General features: G+C 72.4%; 16 protein-coding genes. 8 read left to right on the forward strand and 8 right to left on the reverse strand.

All coding sequences use genetic code 11. From position 1 onward, the window contains the following. From zwf to pgl, 3 genes are read left to right on the forward strand one after another with little or no spacing between them, the layout of a single operon-like run. Window positions 1-1,524, forward strand: coding sequence for a glucose-6-phosphate dehydrogenase (zwf, locus tag ABTZ58_RS23415; RefSeq protein WP_351359897.1), 1,524 nt, complete (start codon window positions 1-3; stop codon window positions 1,522-1,524). Beyond that, window positions 1,521-2,603, forward strand: a complete 1,083-nt coding sequence (gene opcA / locus ABTZ58_RS23420; RefSeq protein WP_351359900.1) for a glucose-6-phosphate dehydrogenase assembly protein OpcA — start codon at window positions 1,521-1,523, stop codon at window positions 2,601-2,603. Before zwf ends, opcA begins: the two co-directional genes overlap by 4 nt. Next, window positions 2,600-3,385: a 6-phosphogluconolactonase gene (gene pgl / locus ABTZ58_RS23425; protein WP_351359903.1), complete on the forward strand. Its 786-nt coding sequence runs from the start codon at window positions 2,600-2,602 to the stop codon at window positions 3,383-3,385. The genes opcA and pgl overlap by 4 nt, the downstream gene beginning before the upstream one ends. Window positions 3,386-3,471: 86 nt before the next feature. Here the strand turns inward: pgl and ABTZ58_RS23430 are convergent, their stop codons facing one another. Further along, on the reverse strand, window positions 3,472-4,053 hold the full coding sequence (locus ABTZ58_RS23430) for a TetR/AcrR family transcriptional regulator (RefSeq protein WP_351359906.1): 582 nt from the start codon (window positions 4,051-4,053) through the stop codon (window positions 3,472-3,474). A gap of 134 nt (window positions 4,054-4,187) precedes the next feature. Here ABTZ58_RS23430 and ABTZ58_RS23435 point away from each other — a divergent pair, with 134 nt between their 5' ends. Together ABTZ58_RS23435 and ABTZ58_RS23440 are read left to right on the forward strand one after the other, a co-directional pair. Continuing rightward, on the forward strand, window positions 4,188-4,628 hold the full coding sequence (locus ABTZ58_RS23435) for a nuclear transport factor 2 family protein (RefSeq protein WP_351359909.1): 441 nt from the start codon (window positions 4,188-4,190) through the stop codon (window positions 4,626-4,628). Beyond that, on the forward strand, window positions 4,625-5,470 hold the full coding sequence (locus tag ABTZ58_RS23440; RefSeq protein ID WP_351359912.1) for an NmrA family NAD(P)-binding protein: 846 nt from the start codon (window positions 4,625-4,627) through the stop codon (window positions 5,468-5,470). The genes ABTZ58_RS23435 and ABTZ58_RS23440 overlap by 4 nt, the downstream gene beginning before the upstream one ends. A gap of 17 nt (window positions 5,471-5,487) precedes the next feature. Here the strand turns inward: ABTZ58_RS23440 and ABTZ58_RS23445 are convergent, their stop codons facing one another. The 5 genes from ABTZ58_RS23445 to ABTZ58_RS23465 all read right to left on the reverse strand — a co-directional run bounded on the left by ABTZ58_RS23445 (window position 5,488) and on the right by ABTZ58_RS23465 (window position 12,087). Further along, window positions 5,488-6,327, reverse strand: coding sequence for a carbohydrate ABC transporter permease (locus ABTZ58_RS23445; RefSeq protein ID WP_351359915.1), 840 nt, complete (start codon window positions 6,325-6,327; stop codon window positions 5,488-5,490). Further along, a complete protein-coding gene (locus ABTZ58_RS23450; RefSeq protein ID WP_351359918.1) occupies window positions 6,324-7,688 on the reverse strand; it encodes an ABC transporter permease in 1,365 nt (454 codons plus the stop codon). The genes ABTZ58_RS23445 and ABTZ58_RS23450 overlap by 4 nt, the downstream gene beginning before the upstream one ends. 6 nt (window positions 7,689-7,694) lie before the next feature. Continuing rightward, on the reverse strand, window positions 7,695-9,020 hold the full coding sequence (locus ABTZ58_RS23455) for an ABC transporter substrate-binding protein (RefSeq protein WP_351359921.1): 1,326 nt from the start codon (window positions 9,018-9,020) through the stop codon (window positions 7,695-7,697). A 37-nt stretch (window positions 9,021-9,057) separates the two neighbouring features. Then, a complete protein-coding gene (locus ABTZ58_RS23460) occupies window positions 9,058-10,680 on the reverse strand; it encodes a glycoside hydrolase family 13 protein (protein WP_351359924.1) in 1,623 nt (540 codons plus the stop codon). Window positions 10,681-10,815: 135 nt separating this feature from the next. After that, window positions 10,816-12,087 carry an ABC transporter substrate-binding protein gene (locus tag ABTZ58_RS23465; protein ID WP_351359927.1) on the reverse strand — a complete coding sequence of 424 codons (1,272 nt, stop codon included), beginning with the start codon at window positions 12,085-12,087 and terminating at the stop codon, window positions 10,816-10,818. Window positions 12,088-12,208: 121 nt separating this feature from the next. On the opposite strand from ABTZ58_RS23465, the gene ABTZ58_RS23470 reads away from it, so the two are divergent. Genes ABTZ58_RS23470 through ABTZ58_RS23480 form a run of 3 tightly spaced genes read left to right on the forward strand, consistent with a single transcriptional unit; the run spans window position 12,209 to window position 15,798 of the window. After that, window positions 12,209-12,724: a PadR family transcriptional regulator gene (locus tag ABTZ58_RS23470; protein WP_351359930.1), complete on the forward strand. Its 516-nt coding sequence runs from the start codon at window positions 12,209-12,211 to the stop codon at window positions 12,722-12,724. Then, on the forward strand, window positions 12,721-13,476 hold the full coding sequence (locus ABTZ58_RS23475) for an ABC transporter ATP-binding protein (RefSeq protein WP_351359933.1): 756 nt from the start codon (window positions 12,721-12,723) through the stop codon (window positions 13,474-13,476). Before ABTZ58_RS23470 ends, ABTZ58_RS23475 begins: the two co-directional genes overlap by 4 nt. A 39-nt stretch (window positions 13,477-13,515) precedes the next feature. Further along, the gene (locus ABTZ58_RS23480) at window positions 13,516-15,798 is read left to right on the forward strand and encodes an ABC transporter permease (protein WP_351359935.1); all 2,283 of its coding nucleotides are present in this window, start codon (window positions 13,516-13,518) and stop codon (window positions 15,796-15,798) included. A gap of 29 nt (window positions 15,799-15,827) precedes the next feature. On the opposite strand, the gene ABTZ58_RS23485 is transcribed toward ABTZ58_RS23480, so the two are convergent. Together ABTZ58_RS23485 and ABTZ58_RS23490 are read right to left on the reverse strand one after the other, a co-directional pair. Continuing rightward, window positions 15,828-16,787 carry a hypothetical protein gene (locus ABTZ58_RS23485; protein ID WP_351359938.1) on the reverse strand — a complete coding sequence of 320 codons (960 nt, stop codon included), beginning with the start codon at window positions 16,785-16,787 and terminating at the stop codon, window positions 15,828-15,830. Window positions 16,788-16,900: 113 nt separating this feature from the next. Then, on the reverse strand, window positions 16,901-17,393 hold a 493-nt coding region (locus ABTZ58_RS23490; protein ID WP_502996115.1), incomplete at its 5' end, for a phosphoglucose isomerase-related protein.

A 17,393-nucleotide genomic window follows, 5' to 3' on the forward strand; every position in this document is an offset into this window, starting at 1 on the left:
GTGTCGAGCAGCAATCCGCTGCGTGACCCGGCGGACCGACGGCTCCCGCGTATCGCGGGGCCGTCGGGCCTGGTCATCTTCGGCGTCACGGGTGACCTGTCACGCAAGAAGCTGATGCCGGCCGTGTACGACCTGGCCAACCGGGGTCTGCTCCCGCCGGGCTTCTCGCTGGTGGGCTTCGCCCGCCGTGAGTGGGCGCACGAGGACTTCGCGCAGGAGGTGCACGACGCGGTCAAGGAGCACGCGCGCACGCCCTTCCGCGAGGAGGTCTGGCAGCAGCTCATCCAGGGCATGCGCTTCGTGCAGGGCACGTTCGACGACGACGACGCGTTCGAGCGGCTGCGCTCCACGATCGAGGAGCTGGACGAGGCCCAGGGCACGGGCGGCAACTTCGCCTTCTACCTCTCGGTGCCGCCGAAGTCCTTCCCGGTGGTCATCCAGCAGCTGAAGAAGCACGGGCTTGCGGACCAGACCGGTGGTTCGTGGCGGCGCGCGGTGATCGAGAAGCCGTTCGGCCACAACCTGAAGTCGGCCGAGGAGCTCAACAAGGTCGTCCACGAGGTCTTCGCCCCGGAGCAGGTCTTCCGCATCGACCACTACCTGGGCAAGGAGACCGTCCAGAACATCCTGGCGCTGCGCTTCGCGAACACGATGTTCGAGCCGATCTGGAACCGGTCCTTCGTGGACCATGTGCAGATCACCATGGCCGAGGACATCGGCATCGGCGGCCGGGCCGGCTACTACGACGGCATCGGCGCCGCCCGTGACGTCATCCAGAACCATCTGCTCCAGCTGATGGCCCTGACCGCGATGGAGGAGCCGGCCTCCTTCGACGCGGACGCGCTGGCCGCCGAGAAGACCAAGGTGCTCGGCGCGGTGCGGCTGCCGCAGGACCTGGGCCGCGACACCGTGCGCGCCCAGTACGCGGCCGGCTGGCAGGGCGGCACGAAGGTGCGCGGCTACCTGGAGGAGGACGGCATCGACGCCTCCTCGAAGACCGACACCTACGCCGCGATCAAGCTGGAGATCGACAACCGCCGCTGGGCGGGCGTCCCCTTCTACCTGCGCACCGGCAAGCGGCTCGGCCGCCGGGTGACGGAGATCGCGGTCGTCTTCCAGCGGGCGCCGCACTCCCCCTTCGACTCCACCGCCACCGAGGAGCTCGGTTCCAACGCGATCGTCATCCGCGTCCAGCCGGACGAGGGCGTGACGGTCCGCTTCGGCTCGAAGGTGCCGGGCACGTCGATGGAGATCCGGGACGTGTCGATGGACTTCGCGTACGGCGAGTCCTTCACGGAGTCCAGCCCCGAGGCGTACGAGCGTCTCATCCTGGACGTCCTGCTCGGTGACTCGAACCTCTTCCCGCGCACCGAGGAGGTCGAGCTGTCCTGGAAGATCCTCGACCCGATCGAGGAGTACTGGGACACCAACGGCAAGCCCGCCCAGTACCCGGCCGGTACCTGGGGGCCCGTCGAGGCGGACGAAATGCTCGAGCGACACGGACGGAGCTGGCGCCGGCCATGAAGATAGACCTGACCGACACCACGGCCAGCAAGATCAACAAGGCGCTGGTGCAGGGCCGCCGGGCGATCGGCACCCCGGCGGTCGGCATGGTGCTCACGCTGGTCATCGTGACGGACGAGGAGAACGCCTACGACGCGCTGAAGGCCGCGAGCGACGCCTCGCGCGAGCACCCCTCGCGCACGCTCGTCGTCATCAGGCGCGTCTCCCGCTCCCCCCGCGACCGCACGCAGTCCCGCCTCGACGCGGAGGTCCGGGTCGGCGCGGAGGCCGGCACCGGCGAGACCGTGATCCTCCGGCTGTACGGGGAGGTCGTGGACCACGCCCAGTCGGTGGTGCTGCCGCTGCTGCTGCCGGACGCCCCGGTGGTGGTGTGGTGGCCGGTGAACGCGCCGCTCGACCCGGCGAAGGACCCCCTGGGCGCCCTCGCCCAGCGCCGCGTCACCGACACGTACGCCTCCGAGCAGCCGGTGCGGGACCTGGCCACCCGGTCGGGGACCTACACTCCCGGCGACACGGACCTGTCGTGGACCCGCATCACGCCCTGGCGTTCCATGCTGGCGGCGGCGCTCGACCAGGTCGCCTGCGAGGTCAGGGCCGTCGAGGTGGAGGGCGAGGAGTTCAACCCGAGCTGCGAGCTGCTGGCGATGTGGCTCGCGGACCGGCTGGACGTCCCCGTGAAGCGCTCCCTGTCCAGCGGCCCGGGTCTGACGGCGGTCCGCATGGACACCAACTGCGGCCCGATCCACCTGGACCGCGCCGACGGCTCCCTGGCGACCCTCTCCATCCAGGGCCAGCCCGACCGTGCGGTGGCGCTCAAGCGCCGGGACACGGCCGAGCTGATCGCGGAGGAGCTGCGGCGGCTGGACCCGGACGACACCTACGCGTCGGCCCTGCGGTACGGGGTGGACCGGCTGAAGGCCGCGGGCCCGGTGCCCAAAAGTGACGGGCGGGCCCGACTCGCCGTCCCCGCTCCCGTCGAGGCGGCTGCGAAAGCTCCCGCTGCGCAGGCGACGGCGCAGGCACCGGTGAAGCAGGAGCCGCCCACGCCGGAGCCGGTCCGGGAGGCGGAGGCGAAGTGAGTACGGCACCGCAGCTGGTCGTCCACCGGGACAAGGAGCTGATGGCGCAGGCCGCGGCGGCCCGGCTGATCACCAGGATCGTGGACGCGCAGGCCTCCCGGGGCTCGGCGTCCGTGGTCCTGACGGGCGGCCGCAACGGCAACGGCCTGCTGGCCGCGCTGGCGGCGGCGCCCGCGCGGGACGCGGTCGACTGGTCCCGGCTGGACCTGTGGTGGGGCGACGAGCGCTTCCTGCCCGAGGGCGACCCGGACCGCAACGTCACGCAGGCCCGCGAGGCACTGCTGGACGCGGTACCGCTCGATCTCAAGCGGGTGCACGCGATGCCCGCGTCGGACGGGCCGCACGGCGACGACGTGGACGCGGCGGCCGCCGCGTACGCGGAGGAACTGGCGGCGGCGGCCGGCCCGGAGAACCACGGGCCCGTCCCCACGTTCGACGTGCTGATGCTGGGCGTCGGGCCGGACACGCATGTGGCGTCGCTGTTCCCGGAGCTGCCGGCGGTCCGGGAGACCGACCGCACGGTGGTCGGTGTGCACGGCGCGCCCAAGCCGCCACCGACGCGGGTGACGCTGACGCTGCCGGCGATTCGTGCCGCCCGTGAGGTCTGGCTCCTCGCGGCCGGTGCGGACAAGGCGCAGGCGGCGGCGATCGCGCTGTCGGGGGCGGGCGAGGTGCAGGCACCGGCGGCGGGCGCGTACGGCCGGTCCCGGACGCTGTGGCTGCTGGACGCGGCGGCGGCTTCGCAGCTGCCGCGGGCTCTGTATCCGCCGGCGTCGGCCTGACCGTCGCGAACACCGATCGGCCTGTTCACCGGAGCGGCCGGACCCCCTGGAGGCAGGGGGTCCGGCCGCTCCGGTGTTCCCGGGACTCAGCCGCCGGCCAGCACGCGTGCGGTGTACCCGGCCAGATCCGCCCGGAGCCGCTCACGCGTCAGGTGCTCCCGGTCGGTGAGGTGGTCGACGAGGTCCGCGCGGACCGCCGCCAGCAGCGCGTGGGCGGTGAAGCCGGCGTCGGTGAGGCCGGGCAGTTGTTCCAGGACGTCCCGGAGTGTGCCGTGCCACCAGTCGTAGTGGGAGGCGCGGTAGGGGCTGTCGCTTCCCGTGCCCTCCAGGGCGAGGGACAGGTGCCGGTGGTCGAGCTTGAAGCACAGCAGGGCGTCGAGCAGGGCCGGGACGCGTTCGGTGGGGGGCGTCGTGGGCCCGAGCGGGTGAGGGCCCTCGGCGACGGCGTGGCGGATCGGTTCGAGCCGGGACTCGTAGAGCGCGCGGATCAGGCCCGTGCGGTCGCCGAAGCCCCGGAAGAGGGTGCCCTTGCCGACGCCGGCCGCGGCGGCGATGTCGGCCATGGTGACGTCCTCGGGGCTCGCGCACGTGGCGAAGAGCCGGTCGGCCGCCGCCAGGACGGTCTCGCGGTTGCGCAGGGCGTCCGCGCGGGGCTTTCGTTCGGGCACGGGATGCCTCCGTCTCCTTCGACCCGGTAAACGGACCCCGGGTCCGCATCTTGCACAACCGGACCGCGGGTCCGTATTCTCTTAAGCGGACCAGCGGTCCGTATCGTAGCGGAGGGATACCCATGACTTCATCCATGACTGCATCCACCTCACCGGCCACCTCACCGGCCGACCTGTTCCGGGAGAGCCTGCGGCTGCTGCTCGACAAGGACATCGACGGCTGGGTCGCGCTCTGGCACGACGAGGGCGTGATGGAGTTTCCGTTCGCCCCCGACGGGTGGCCGAAGCGACTGGAGGGCAAGGCGGCCGTCCACGACTACATAAGGGACTATCCCGCCCACATCGACCTGCACGCCTTCCCCGACCTGGCGATCCACCGCACCGAGGACCCCGCGACCGTCGTGGTCGAGATGCGCGCGGTGGGGCGGCTGGTCGCGAGCGGGGCCCCGTACGACATGACGTACATCGCCGTGGTGACGGTCGCCGACGGCCGTTTCACCCGCTACCGCGACTACTGGAACCCGCTCGCCCTTCCCCAGGACGGCACGGCCGACTTCGCGGGGAGCGCCCGGTGAGCGCCGCCACCCTCGTCATCGGGGCCACCGGCACGACCGGCGGGCGCGTGGCCCGGCAGCTCTCCGCGCGGGGGCGACGGGTGCGGGCCGCGAGCCGCCGTGCGACCCCCGTCGCCGGTACCGAGCCGGTCCGTTTCGACTGGTACGACCCGGGGACGTTCGAGGAGGCGCTGCGGGACGCGGACCGGGTCTATCTGGTCCCGCCGGTCGGGGACCCCGACCCGGCCGCCGTCATGCTGCCGTTCCTGGAACGGGCCCGCGCGTGCGGCGTGGGCCGGGCCGTGCTGCTCGGTTCCTCGGCGATCCCCTCCGGAGGCCCGGCGGTCGGGCAGGTGCAGCGGGCCCTGCCCGGCATGTTCGAGACATGGGCGGTCCTGCGGCCCTCGTGGTTCATGCAGAACCTCACCGGCGACCACGAGCACGCCCGCACCATCCGCGAGCACGGGACGATGTGGACCGCCACGGGCGACGGGCGGGTGGCCTTCGTGGACGCCGACGACATCGCCGCCGTCGCCGTGCACGCGCTGACCGCCGACCGGGACGCGGGCGGCGATCTGGTCATCACCGGCCCCGAGGCGCTGAGTTACGACGACGCCGCCGCCGTCATCAGCGAGGTCACGGGCCGACCCGTGACCCACCGGCGGCTGACCTTCGAGGAGCTGCGTGACCGGCTGGCGCGGTTCCTCCCGCCGGAGTTCGCGGCGGTCCTCGCCGAGTTGGACCGGGCCATCGCCGAAGGGGCCGAGGACCGCGTCACCGACACGGTGGAACGCCTCACCGGCCGCCCACCGCGCACCCTGCGCGCCCATGTGGAGCGCGCCATGGCGGCGGTGGACGGCTAGCGGACCGAGGTGGCGGGCTACTTCACCGAGCCCGCCATCACGCCCTGCACGAAGTGCTTCTGGAACGCGAAGAACACCACCACCGGGACGATCAGGGACAGGAACGCCCCGGGTGCCAGCACGTCGATGTTGCTGCCGAACTGGCGTATCTGCGACTGCAGTTCCACGGTCAGCGGCTGCGCGGAGCTGTCCGCGAACAGCAGCGCCACCAGCATGTCGTTCCACACCCACAGGAACTGGAAGATGGCCAGGGAGGCGATCGCCGGGCGGCCGACGGGCAGGACCAGGCGGGTGAAGATGCGCCACTCGGTGCCGCCGTCCATCCGGGCCGCCTCCAGCATCTCCTTCGGCATCTCGGCGAAGTAGTTGCGCAGCAGGAACACCGCGAACGGCAGGCCGTAGGCGACGTGGAAGAGGACGACTCCGGGGATCGTGCCGAACAGGCCGAGCTGCCCGAAGAGTTTGGCGACCGGCAGCAGGCCGATCTGCACGGGCACCACCAGCAGGGCGACCACGACCAGGAAGACCGTGTCCCGCCCGGGGAAGTCCAGCCACGCGAAGGCGTAGCCGGCGAGCGCCGCCACGACCACGACCAGCACCGTCGTCGGCACCGAGATCAGCACCGTGTTCCAGAACGCCTGGGTGATGCCGGCGTTCTCCAGCAACGCCGAGTAGTTGTCGAAGGACAGCTGCCCCGGGCTGGAGAACACCGTCCACCAGCCGCCCTTCGCCGTGTCCTCGGCGGACCGCAGGGAGGACAGGAACAGCCCGGCCAGCGGGGTCATCCACACCAGCCCCACGACCACGAGGAAGGCCTGGACGACTCCGTTGCCCAGGGAACGCCGCACCGCGTTCATCGCTGACTCCTTCGGAAACGGCGGACGTTGAACACCATGGCCGGGACGACCAGCAGCAGGAGCAGCACACCGAGCGCGCTGCCGAGCCCCTGGTTGTTGCCACCGCCGAACGACACCAGCCACATCTGCGTCGCGAGCACGGTCGCGTCCTCCTGCACGGGCCCGGGCGCGATGATGTAGACGAGGTCGAAGACCTTCATCACGTTGATGACGAGGGTGACGAAGACGACCGTGAGGACCGGGGCCAGCAGCGGCACCGTGATGCGGCGGAAGATCTGCCACTCGTTGGCGCCGTCCATCCGCGCCGCCTCCAGCGCGTCCCGGGGCAGCGTCGACAGGCCCGCCCCGATCAGCACCATCGCGAAGCCGGTCCAGATCCACAGGTAGGCGCCGATGATCGCCGGGGTGACCAGCGCGGGGCCGAGCCAGGAGACGCCCTCGTAGGGCGCGGCGAAGTTGGACGCCGGCAGTTTCACCGCGTACGAGCCCGGTGCCAGGCCCTCGAAGCGGAAGGAGCCGTCGGCGGTGGTCGTCGCCGTGGCGACCCGCTCACCGTCGCGGACCGCCTCGACCTTCATCCCGGGCAGTCCGCTCTCCCGCGCGTCGACCTTGCCCTGTTCCCCTCCCCCGCCGGGGGTGAAGTCCAGGTAGACGACACCGCGCAGTTCGTCCGCGGCGGCCTTCTGCCCCACCGCCCCGGACGCGGGCCGGGCGTCGCCGGGCAGGTCGGCGGGCTGTACGCCGACCAGGCCCAGCGTCAGTGCGTCCCCGGGCGAGACGGCCGCACTGCGGTACGAACCGTCCTTCTCCTTCGTCAGGCCCTGACCGTCACGTGCCCGGGCCGTCGGATAGGAGGACTGCTCCTTGAACGCGTCGTGGACCGAGACGACCGCCGCGTTCAGCACGCCCTTGTCGGGGTCCTCGTCGTAGGCGAGCCGGAAGATGATGCCGGCGGCGAGGAAGGAGACCGCCATCGGCATGAAGAGGAGCAGTTTGAAGGCGGTGGCCCAGCGGACCTTCTCCACCAGCACGGCCAGGATCAGGCCGAGCCCGGTGAGCAGGGCCGGGGCCACGACGACCCAGATGGCCGTGTTCCGCACGGCCTTGAGGGTCGCCGGGTCGCGGAACATCTCGGTGTAGTTCTCGCCGCCGACGAAGGTCGTCCCGGAGGCGTCGAAGAAGCTCCGGCCGACGCTGAACAGCACGGGGTAGACGACGAGCGCGCCGAGCAGCAGCAACGCCGGGAAGACGAACAGCAGGGCGATGATCCTGCCGCGCCGCCGCAGGCGCCGGGTGCGGTCGGCGACCGGGCCGGGCGGCGGCGTCGGCGGACTCGTCTCTTTCACGAGGGTGGCTGTCATGGCGTATCAGTCCTGGTACGCCTTGGCCGCCGCGGCCTCCAGCTTCGCCGCGGTGCCCTTCGGGTCGGACGGGTCGCGCAGGAAGTCCTGCAGCAGCTTCCACTCGCCGGTGCCCTTGGTGCCGCCGAAGGCCGCCGGGGCCTGGTCGGACATGTCGAAGCGGACCGAGTCGCCGGCCTCGACCAGGGACTTGGCGGTGGCACGGGTGACGTCGTCGCCGTAGGAGGCGAGGTCGAGCTTCTTGTTCGGGGAGAGGAAGCCGCCGGCCTCGGCCCACACCGCGGAGGCCTCCGGGGTGGCCAGGTACTCCAGGAGGGCCTGGGCGGCCTTCTGGTTCTTGCCGTCCTTGAGGACGACGGCGGCGTCACCGCCGCTGACGACCGGGGCCTCGCCGCCGCCGACCGCCGGGAAGGGGAAGAAGTTCGCGTCCTCGCCGACCTTCTTGCCGAACTGGTCCTTGGCGACACCGGCGACGAAGTCGCCCTCGTAGACCATGCCGGCCTCGGGCTCGGGTCCGAACACCTTCTCCACCGAGCCGGGGAAGTCCGTGTTCAGGGCGCCCTTCTGGCCGCCGGCGATCAGCTGCTTGTCCTTGAAGAGCTTGCCGAGCGTGGTGAGGGCGTCGACGACGGAGGAGTCGGTCCACTTCAGCTCGTGGGCGGCGAGGGCGTCGTACTTCTCGGGCCCGGCCTGGGAGAGGTAGATGTTCTCGAACCAGTCGGTGAGCGTCCATCCGTCCTGACCGGCGACGGAGAACGCGGCGAGCCCGGAGTCGGAGACGGTCTGCCCGGCCTTCAGCATCTCGTCGTAGGTCTTCGGGGGCTTCACTCCGGCCTGGGCGAGGGCGTCGGGGCTGTACCAGACGGTCGACTTGTGGGCGGCCTTGAAGTACAGGCCGTACAGGGTGCCGTCGACGCTGCCGTACTCCTTCCACACGGGGGCGTAGCCGGCGTCGACGGACTGCTCGGTCTTCTTCGACAGCGGCTTGAGCCAGCCCTGCTGCGCGAACTGCTTGAGCACGCCGACCTGCGGGACCATCACGACGTCGGGGGCGTTGCCGCCCTCGATCTTGCTGCCGACGACGGTGGAGACGTTGTCGCCGGTGGAGACGAACTGCGTCTTGGCGCCGGTCTTCTCGGTGAAGGCGTCCAGCACCTTCTGGAAGTTCTTCTGCTCGGTGCCGGACCAGACGCCGGCCACGGTGACCGTCTGGCCGTCGAGGGCCTTGTCGCCGCCGCCGGCCGCGACGGGGCCGCCGCCGCAGGCGGTCGCGCCGAGTGCCAGGACGAGGGCGGTGCAGCCGGTGAGCAGGGTGGTACGTCGTCGCATCATCGTTGATGTCCCTTCGGGGAGTTGACTTGCGGGGCGGTCAGGAACGGATCCACCAGGCGGCCGTGGAGCCGGAGAGGACTCCGGGCGGGCAGGGGCCGCTGGTGAGCAGGGGGGAGCCGGGGATCGGCGCGGGGGTGGGGGCGGTGCCGAAGTTGACGGCGCACACCAGGCCGTCGCCCCGCTCGAAGGCCAGGACCCCCGGCGGGGTGTCCAGCCAGCTCAGCGTGCCCTCGCCCAACTGGGGCAGGGCGGCGCGCAGTTGCAGGCCGTCGCGGTACAGGTGCCAGAAGGAGCGGGTGTCGGCGAGGGCGCGGTCGGTGGCGTACTCGGCGAAGTACTCCGGCTGCGGCAGCCACGGCTTGGCGCTCTCCACGCCCGGGGTGAAGCCGAACGGCGAGGCCTGGCCCGACCAGGGCAGCGGCACCCGGCAGCCGTCGCGGATGCGGGCCCTGCTGCCGGTGCGGCGGAAGATCGGGTCGGTGAGCACGTCGTCGGGCAGGTCCACGACCTCGGGCAGCCCGAGCTCCTCGCCCTGGTAGATGTAGGCGGCACCGGGCAGCGCCAGCATCAGCAGGGCGGCGGCGCGGGCCCGGGCGGCGCCGAGGCCGCTGCCCTCGGTGGCGGGTTCGCCGTAACGGGTGACGGTGCGGACCTGGTCGTGGTTGTTGAGGACCCAGGTGACCGTGGAACCGGTGCCGGCGATGTCCTGCATCGCCTCCGAGATGACCTTCCGGAAGGCGTCCGGGTCCCAGGGCGCGCTGAGCAGGTCGAAGAAGAAGGCCTGGTGCAGTTCGTCGGGGCGGACGTACTGGGCGTGCTCGCGGGCGGTGGGGACGGAGACCTCGCCGACGAGGAGGCGGTCGCGGCCGTCGCGCTCGGTGTACTCCTCGCATATGGAGCGCCAGCGGCGCCACACGTCGTGGACCTCGGGCTGGTTCCAGGCGAGCGGGTTGACCGAGTCGCGGGTGCGGGCGTCGGCCTCCGGGTCGTCGGAGTCGGGCAGCTCGGGGTGCTTGAAGAGGCCGGCGGCGACGTCGATGCGGAAGCCGTCGATACCCCGGTCCAGCCAGAAGCGCAGGATGCGGTCGAACTCGGCGGCGATCTCGGGGTTGCGCCAGTTCCAGTCGGGCTGCTCGGGCGCGAACATGTGCAGGTACCACTGGCCGGGCCGGCCGTCGGGCTCGGTCACCCGGGTCCAGGCGGGGCCGCCGAACATGGAGTGCCAGTTGTTGGGCGGCTCGGACCCGTCGGGGCCGCGGCCGTCGGCGAAGTGGAAGCGGGCCCGGGCGGGGCTGCCGGGCGGGGCGGCGAGCGCCTCGCGGAACCAGGGGTGCTCGCTGGAGCAGTGGTTCGGGACGATGTCGAGCAGCACCTTGATGCCGAGCCGCCGCGCGGAGGCCATGAGCAGGTCGAACTCGCCGAGGTCGCCGAAGAGCGGGTCGACGTCGCAGTAGTCGGCCACGTCGTAGCCGTGGTCGTGCTGCGGCGAGGGATAGAAGGGGCTCAGCCAGATCCCGTCCACGCCGAGCTTCCTCAGGTACGGCAGCCCGGCCCGGACCCCGGCGAGATCGCCGATGCCGTCGCCGGTGCTGTCGAGGAAGCTGCGGACGTAGACCTGGTAGATGACCGCGTCCCGCCACCAGTGGTACTTACTCAGCATGCATGCATGTTAGGTATCGGCGTCAGAAGGGTGTCAACGAAAAGAACAGAAGTGACCGGCCAGTTGGCGTTGCAAACAGGGACTCAATCGGGCATATCGCAGCTAGTTGAGACGCCCTCGTTACCTAACACGTAACTAGCGGTTGGAGATGACCGCCAGTTCACGCGCCAGTCGGCGCACCGCCGCCTCGGGCGTCTGCCGCCCGGCCATCGCGTCGTGCACGACCGCCTGCACCACCAGGCTCACCTGGTCGTAGTGCGGGCTCTTGGGACGCGGCTCGGCCGCGAGCACGCTCGCGCGCAGGGTCGGCAGGTACGGGAACCGGCGGATCAGCTCGGGGTCCTCGTACAGATCCGCCCGCACGGGTGGCAGCGCGCCGCGCGTGAGGACCTGGCGCTGGACGGGCTCACTGGTGAGGTACGCGATCAGGCGCGCGGCGGAGTCGGGGTGCCGGGCGTGCGCGCTGACGGCCAGGTTGGACCCGCCGAGCACACTGGTGCCCGGCCCGTCCGGCCCCGGCAGCGGTACGGCGCCGACCTCGCCGGCGACCTTCGAGCCAGGGGCGGAGGCGCCGACGTAGGCGTACGGCCAGTTCCGCAGGAAGAGCAGCCGGCCGTCCTGGAAGGCCTGCTTGGACTCCTCCTCCTTGTACGTCAGGGCTTCCTTCGGGATCCAGCCCTCGCGCACCCCGCGCGCCAGGAAGCCGATGCCCTCACGGGCCGCCGCCGAGTCGACCGTGACGCGCTCGCCCTCGTCGCCGAGGATCGAGCCGCCCGCCGAGTAGACGGCCTCGGCCGCGTTGACGGTGAGGCCCTCGTAGGGCAGGAACTGCCCGGCGTACCCGTCGAGGCCGTGCTTCGGGGCGATGGTCCTCGCGTACCGCTCCAGCTCCGCCCAGGTGCGCGGCGGCTCGACGCCCTCCTCGGCGAGGACGTCCTTGCGGTACAGGAGCAGTCCGGCGTTGGTGACGTAGGGCACGGCGTAGAGCTGTCCGTCGTAGGTCGCCGTGTCCACGACCGGCTGGAGGAAGGTCTTCAGCGGGAAGCGGTCCCGGGGCAGGGGCCTGATCCAGCCGGAGGCGGCGAACTCGGAGGTCCAGTTGACGTCGATGTTGAGCACGTCGAACCGGCTGCGGTCGCCGTCGCGCAGGTCGGTGGCCATCTGGGCCCGGGTCTCGTCGGCCGAGTCGGGCAGCTCCACGAGCGTGACCTCCTCGCCGGGGTGGGTGCGGTTCCAGCCCTCCAGCAGGGGGCCGAGATAGCCGGTGAGGTCCCCGGCGGTGGCCAGGGTGAGCGGCCCGCGGCCGCCCGCCGGTGGCTCGCCCGCCTGCGCTCCGGCGGCGACGTGACCGGTCAGGACCACGACGAGAACCAGAAGGCCCCTACCGGCGGCATGGATCCACCGCATAGGTTCCTCCCTGTACACCGGCGACGGGCACCCTTGCCCGGAACAGAGGCCATGTATACCTGTTAGGTATGGGCGATACTAGGGCCTGGAGCACATTGGACCGGACAGGAGGACTGCACGCGTGCGCCTGCCCCTCCTGGCCCTCCTCGCCCGCGGCCCCGCCCACGGTTACGAGCTCAAGCACGACCTTGAGCAACTGCTGGGCTCCGCGTACCCTCAGCCGAACGTCGGCCAGATCTATGTGACCCTCGGCCGCCTCGAGAAGTCGGGACTGATCGAGGGCGAGGACGTGGCGCAGTCCAGCCGGCCGAACAAGAAGGTCTACCACCTCACCGACGCCGGGCGGGAGGCGCTGCGCGCCTGGTTCGAGGAGCCGGAGGACGAGCCGCGGGTACGGGACGAGTTCTTCATGAAGCTGGCGCTCGCCCCGCGGACCGGCCTCGCCGACCAGATCGCCCTGATCAACCAGCAGCGGCGCCAGTACCTGAACACCATGCGGCAGATGTCGAAGCTGGCCGCCGCCGAAGACCGCGACAACCGCATCGCCCACCTGCTGATCGAGGGCGCGATGCTGCACCTGCAGGCCGACCTCGACTGGCTGGAGCGGTGCCAGGAAGAGCTGGAGGAGCTGGAGTGAGCGACGACCGTCCCGCTCCTGTGCTGCGCGCCGAGGGGCTGGTGAAGACCCACCACGGCGCGGGCGCGCCCGCCCATGCCGTGCGCGGGGTCGACCTGTGCGTCCGGAAGGGCGAGTTCGTGGCGATCACCGGCCCGTCCGGCGCCGGCAAGTCGACGCTGCTGCACCTGCTCGGCGGGCTCCAGCGGCCGGACGCGGGCAGCATCTGGCTCGACGGCGAGCCGACCGACGCCTACAGCGAGGCCCGCTGGGCGGTGGAGCGCCGCAAGCGGATCGGGATCGTCTTCCAGTTCTTCAACCTCGTGTCGAACCTGTCCGTCGCGGACAACGTGGAGCTGCCCGCCCTGCTCGCCGGGGTGGCACCGAAGCAGGCCCGGGCCGAGCGGGAGCAGCTCCTGGCCGAGCTGGGCCTGACCGGCAAGGAGCGGAGCATGCCGGGCGAGCTGTCCGGCGGCGAGCAGCAGCGCGTGGCCCTCGCCCGGGCCCTGGTCAACCATCCGCCGCTGCTGCTGGCCGACGAGCCCGCGGGCAGCCTCGACAGCAAGGGCACCCGCGAGGTGATGCGGCTGCTGTCCCGCTTCCACCAGCGCGGCCAGACGATCCTGCTGGTCACGCACGACGCCCGGCTGGCCAGCGCCGCGGACCGGGTGATCAGCTTCTTCGACGGCCGCATCGCCGACGACGCGACCCTCGACAGCGGCACCCCGCCGCGCCGCGCCGGCATATCCGGCGTGCTGGAGCTGAAGGACTGACATGCGCGGGTACGACGATCCCCGGAAGGGCTGACCCGTATGCGAGCCACCCTGCGCTGGGCCCACTCCGATCTGCGCACGCACCGCGGCGAGGCGCTGTTCCTCGTCCTGGCCACCGCGGGCATCGTCGCGTCCCTGCTGCTGGCCACCGCCCTGTTCGGGTACGCGACCAACCCCTGGCAGCGCGTCTTCACGCAGTCGCACGGCGCGCACGTGTGGCTGCACACCGACACCGCCGCCGACACCGGCGAGCTGGCCGCGCTGGACGGCGTCGACGAGGTGGCCGGCCCCTACCCCACCGCCGCCACCACCGTCTCCTCGCGCGGCAGCCGCGCCTCCGTCGAGCTGCGCGCCACCGCGGAACGCCCGTCCGTCGGCCGCCCGCCCCTCGTCTCCGGCCACTGGCTCGACCCCGCCACCCCGAACGGCGTGGTCCTGGAGACCCGTCTGGCCCGCGCCCTGCTCGCCCAGCCCGGCGACGCGCTCACCGTGCCCGGCACCGCCCGCGAGCTGACCGTCGTCGGTGTCGCCGACAGCGCCGAGCCGCGCTACCGGCCCGGTGAGCAGCCGGGCCTGGTGTGGGCGCTGCCGCAGGCCGTGCCGGACCCCGGCGGCCAGGTGATCGGACTGCGCCTGACGGACCCCGACGACACGTCCTACCTCGTGCAGCGGGCCGTGACCGTGCTGGGTGCCGGGGCCATCGGCGAGGTCTCCACCTGGCAGCAGGCCCGGGCCGAGGCGCAGGGCGACAACCGGCTCCTCGGCCAGGTGCTGGGCCTGTTCGGGCTGGGCGCACTGGTCGCCGCCGGACTCGCCGTGCACGGCGCGATCGGCACCCGCATCCGGGGCCATCTGCGCGATCTGTCGGTCCTGAAGGCGATCGGCTTCACCCCGGGCCAGGTCGTCCGCATCTTCCTGCTCCAGCACCTCGCCTACGCCCTGCTGGGCGCCGTGGCCGCCGCCGCGCTCGCCGAGGCCCTGGGCAGCCGGATCCCCGGGCGGCTCGGGGACGCGGTCGGCGTGTGGCAGGGCCTGCCCGGGCACACCGTGGCCCTGCTCGTGATCCCGGCCGGGGCGGTGCTGTTCATCGGCGCCACCACCGGGCTCGCCGCCTGGCGGGCCGGACGGGTGCCGCCGGTGCCGGTGCCACGGCCCGCCGCCACCCCGGGCGGGCGGCTGTCCGGCGTGGCACGCCGGGCCCTCGGAGTGCGCGTGCCGCCCGCGCTGGTGCTGGGCTGGCACAAGGCGTTCACCCGCCGGCCCCGGTCCCTGGCCACCGTCGCCCGCCTCGCCCTGCCGCTGCTGCTGATCGTGGTGGCGATGAGCGCCTGGACCACCATCGACCGCTTCCACAGCGAGCCCGAGCAGGTCGGTCTGCCCACCACGCTCAGCGTCCGCGCCGACGCCGGCCTGAGCGAGCGGCGGGCCCGCTCCCTGCTGGAACGCGACCCGCAGGTGGCCGCCGCCTACCCCGGCGTCGAGACGGCCGCGCTGGTCCCCGGCCAGACGGCGACCATCGCCCTGCGCGGCCTCGGCACCCGCCAGGACCCCTACCCGTACACCCTCGCCGAGGGCCGCCCCGCCCGCGGCGCCGACGAGGCCGTGGCCGGGCAGGGGCTGCTCGACCTGCTCGACGTGCGGGTCGGCGACTGGGTGCGCATGACCGTCGGCGACCAGCCGCAGATCCTGCACGTCGTCGGCCGCAGCATCGAGCCGGAGAACGCGGGCCGGGTCATCTCCACCTCCCTCGACACCCTCCGCGACAACGACCCCGGCCTGCGCCCGACCCTCTACGAGCTGCGGCTGACCCCGGGGGCCGACCCCGGGGAGGTGGCCGACCGGCTGACCACGGCCGGGCGCGGCCATCTCGACGTGCACACCGTGACCAACCCCGCCGACGGGCTCTCCCCCCTGCGCGCGGTGGTCGCCGGACTGATCGCCGTCCTGGCCCTCATCGGGCTGATCGAACTGCTCACCGCGATCGGCGGCACGGTCCGCGAGGGCGAACGGGATCTGCTCGCCCTGAAGGCCATCGGCCTGTCCCCCCGGCAGATCACGGCGATCACCGTCACGGCCACCGGCTTCACGGCCCTCGCGGCCGTACTCGCCGCCACCGCCCTGGGCCTGCCGGTCGCCCACTGGCTGATCGACGCCCAGGGCCGGTCGAGCGGTATCGGCGCCGGGATCGCCCAGGGGCCGTCGCCGGTGCTGATGCTGCTGCTCGGGGCGGCCGCGGTGCTCTGCGCTGCGGCCCTGGCCGCCGTGCCCGCGGCCCGCGCGGCCCGCCGCCGCCTCGCGGACACCCTCAGCGCGGTGGCCTGACCGGGCCGGAGCACCCGCGGACCAGCCGCTCAGCCGCCGTAGGGGTGATGCGGGTGCGGCGCGTACGGGTGGCCCTGCGGCTGCGGATACGGCCTCTGCGGCCGGCCGTACGGGTGGTGGCCCTGCGGCGGCACGTACGGGGTTCCCGCCGGGGGCGTCCCGCCGATGCCGCCCGGAGGCGTTCCGGGCGGCACCGGCGGGACGGGCCAGGGTCCCGGGGCCGGGATCGGGAGCGGGGTCGTCGGTGCCAGGGTCGCCGGATGCGCTGTCAGCCTGATCCCGTACCGCCGCTTCAGCCGGCCCATCTCCAGCAGCGCGATCGCGGTGACCGTCCCCGGCGCGCCCAGGATGAAGACGTATCCCAGGGTGAGGCTGAGCCCGTGCAGATCCCCGGTGACCAGGTCCGGGACGGCCACCAGCCAACTGGTCACCATGGCGAGCAGCGGCGGCAGACAGCGGTGTGTGGCGGCCGTGCCGAAGAAGTTGCCGGAGACCCGCACGGCCCCGTACGCCGTGAAGACCAGCAGCCACATCATCGTCAGGCCCACCCCGATGATCACGACCGGGTTCGCCGACGCGTTCACCGTCCGCACCAGCAGCAGCAGTACGGCCACACACCCCACGAACAGTCCCAGCAGCGCGAGGGAGTTGAGCAGCGGTCGGCGCAACTGCCGCACCGTGCCGCCGCGCCGCCAGACGAAGAGCATCACCCCGACCGTCAGCGGTGTGAGGAAGAGCAGCACGACCGAGGCCGTCAGCGCGTTCTCCAGCAGTTCCGTGACGTCGAAGCCGCCCTCGACGAACGTGTAGACGCCCAGGGAGGCGACCGCCCCGGCGATGACCCGGAACCTCTTGAGCCGCTCCACGGACCGGTCGAGCGCCTCCGGGATCCAGGCCGGGTGGAACACCGCCCGGGCCGCGTGCTGCGGCTTCAGGACGGCCCCGGCCGTCAGCGTGCCGCCCGTCCAACTCCCGCGTGTGCGTGCCATGTCGCGCTCCCCCGAGCACTCGCTGTCATGATCGCCGGGAGTCTACGGGACGCGGACGGCACGCCGCCGCCGCGTCCCCTGCCCGGCCTCCGGCTCCGGCGGCCGGTGGCCCCCTACTCCCGGCCGCGCAGTTCCCGGTAGGTCGCGACCAGCGCCTTGGTGGAGGCGTCCAGGCCCTCGACCTCGGCGCCCTCGGTCAGCGCGGGCTCGACGCGCTTGGCGAGCACCTTGCCGAGTTCGACGCCCCACTGGTCGAAGGAGTCGATGTTCCACACCGCGCCCTGGACGAACACCTTGTGCTCGTAGAGGGCGACGAGCTGGCCGAGGACGGAGGGGGTCAGCTCGGTGGCCAGGATCGTGGTGGTGGGGTGGTTGCCGCGGAACGTCTTGTGCGGCACCTGCTCCTCGGGCACGCCCTCCGCGCGCACCTCCTCGGCGGTCTTGCCGAAGGCGAGGGCCTGCGTCTGGGCGAAGAAGTTGGCCATGAGCAGGTCGTGCTGCGCCTTGAGTTCCTCGCTCAGCTCGGCGACCGGCCGGGCGAAGCCGATGAAGTCCGCCGGGATGAGCTTGGTGCCCTGGTGGATCAACTGGTAGTAGGCGTGCTGC

The organism is Streptomyces sp. NPDC094143 (genome assembly GCF_040303825.1).
GTDB lineage: Bacteria > Actinomycetota > Actinomycetes > Streptomycetales > Streptomycetaceae > Streptomyces.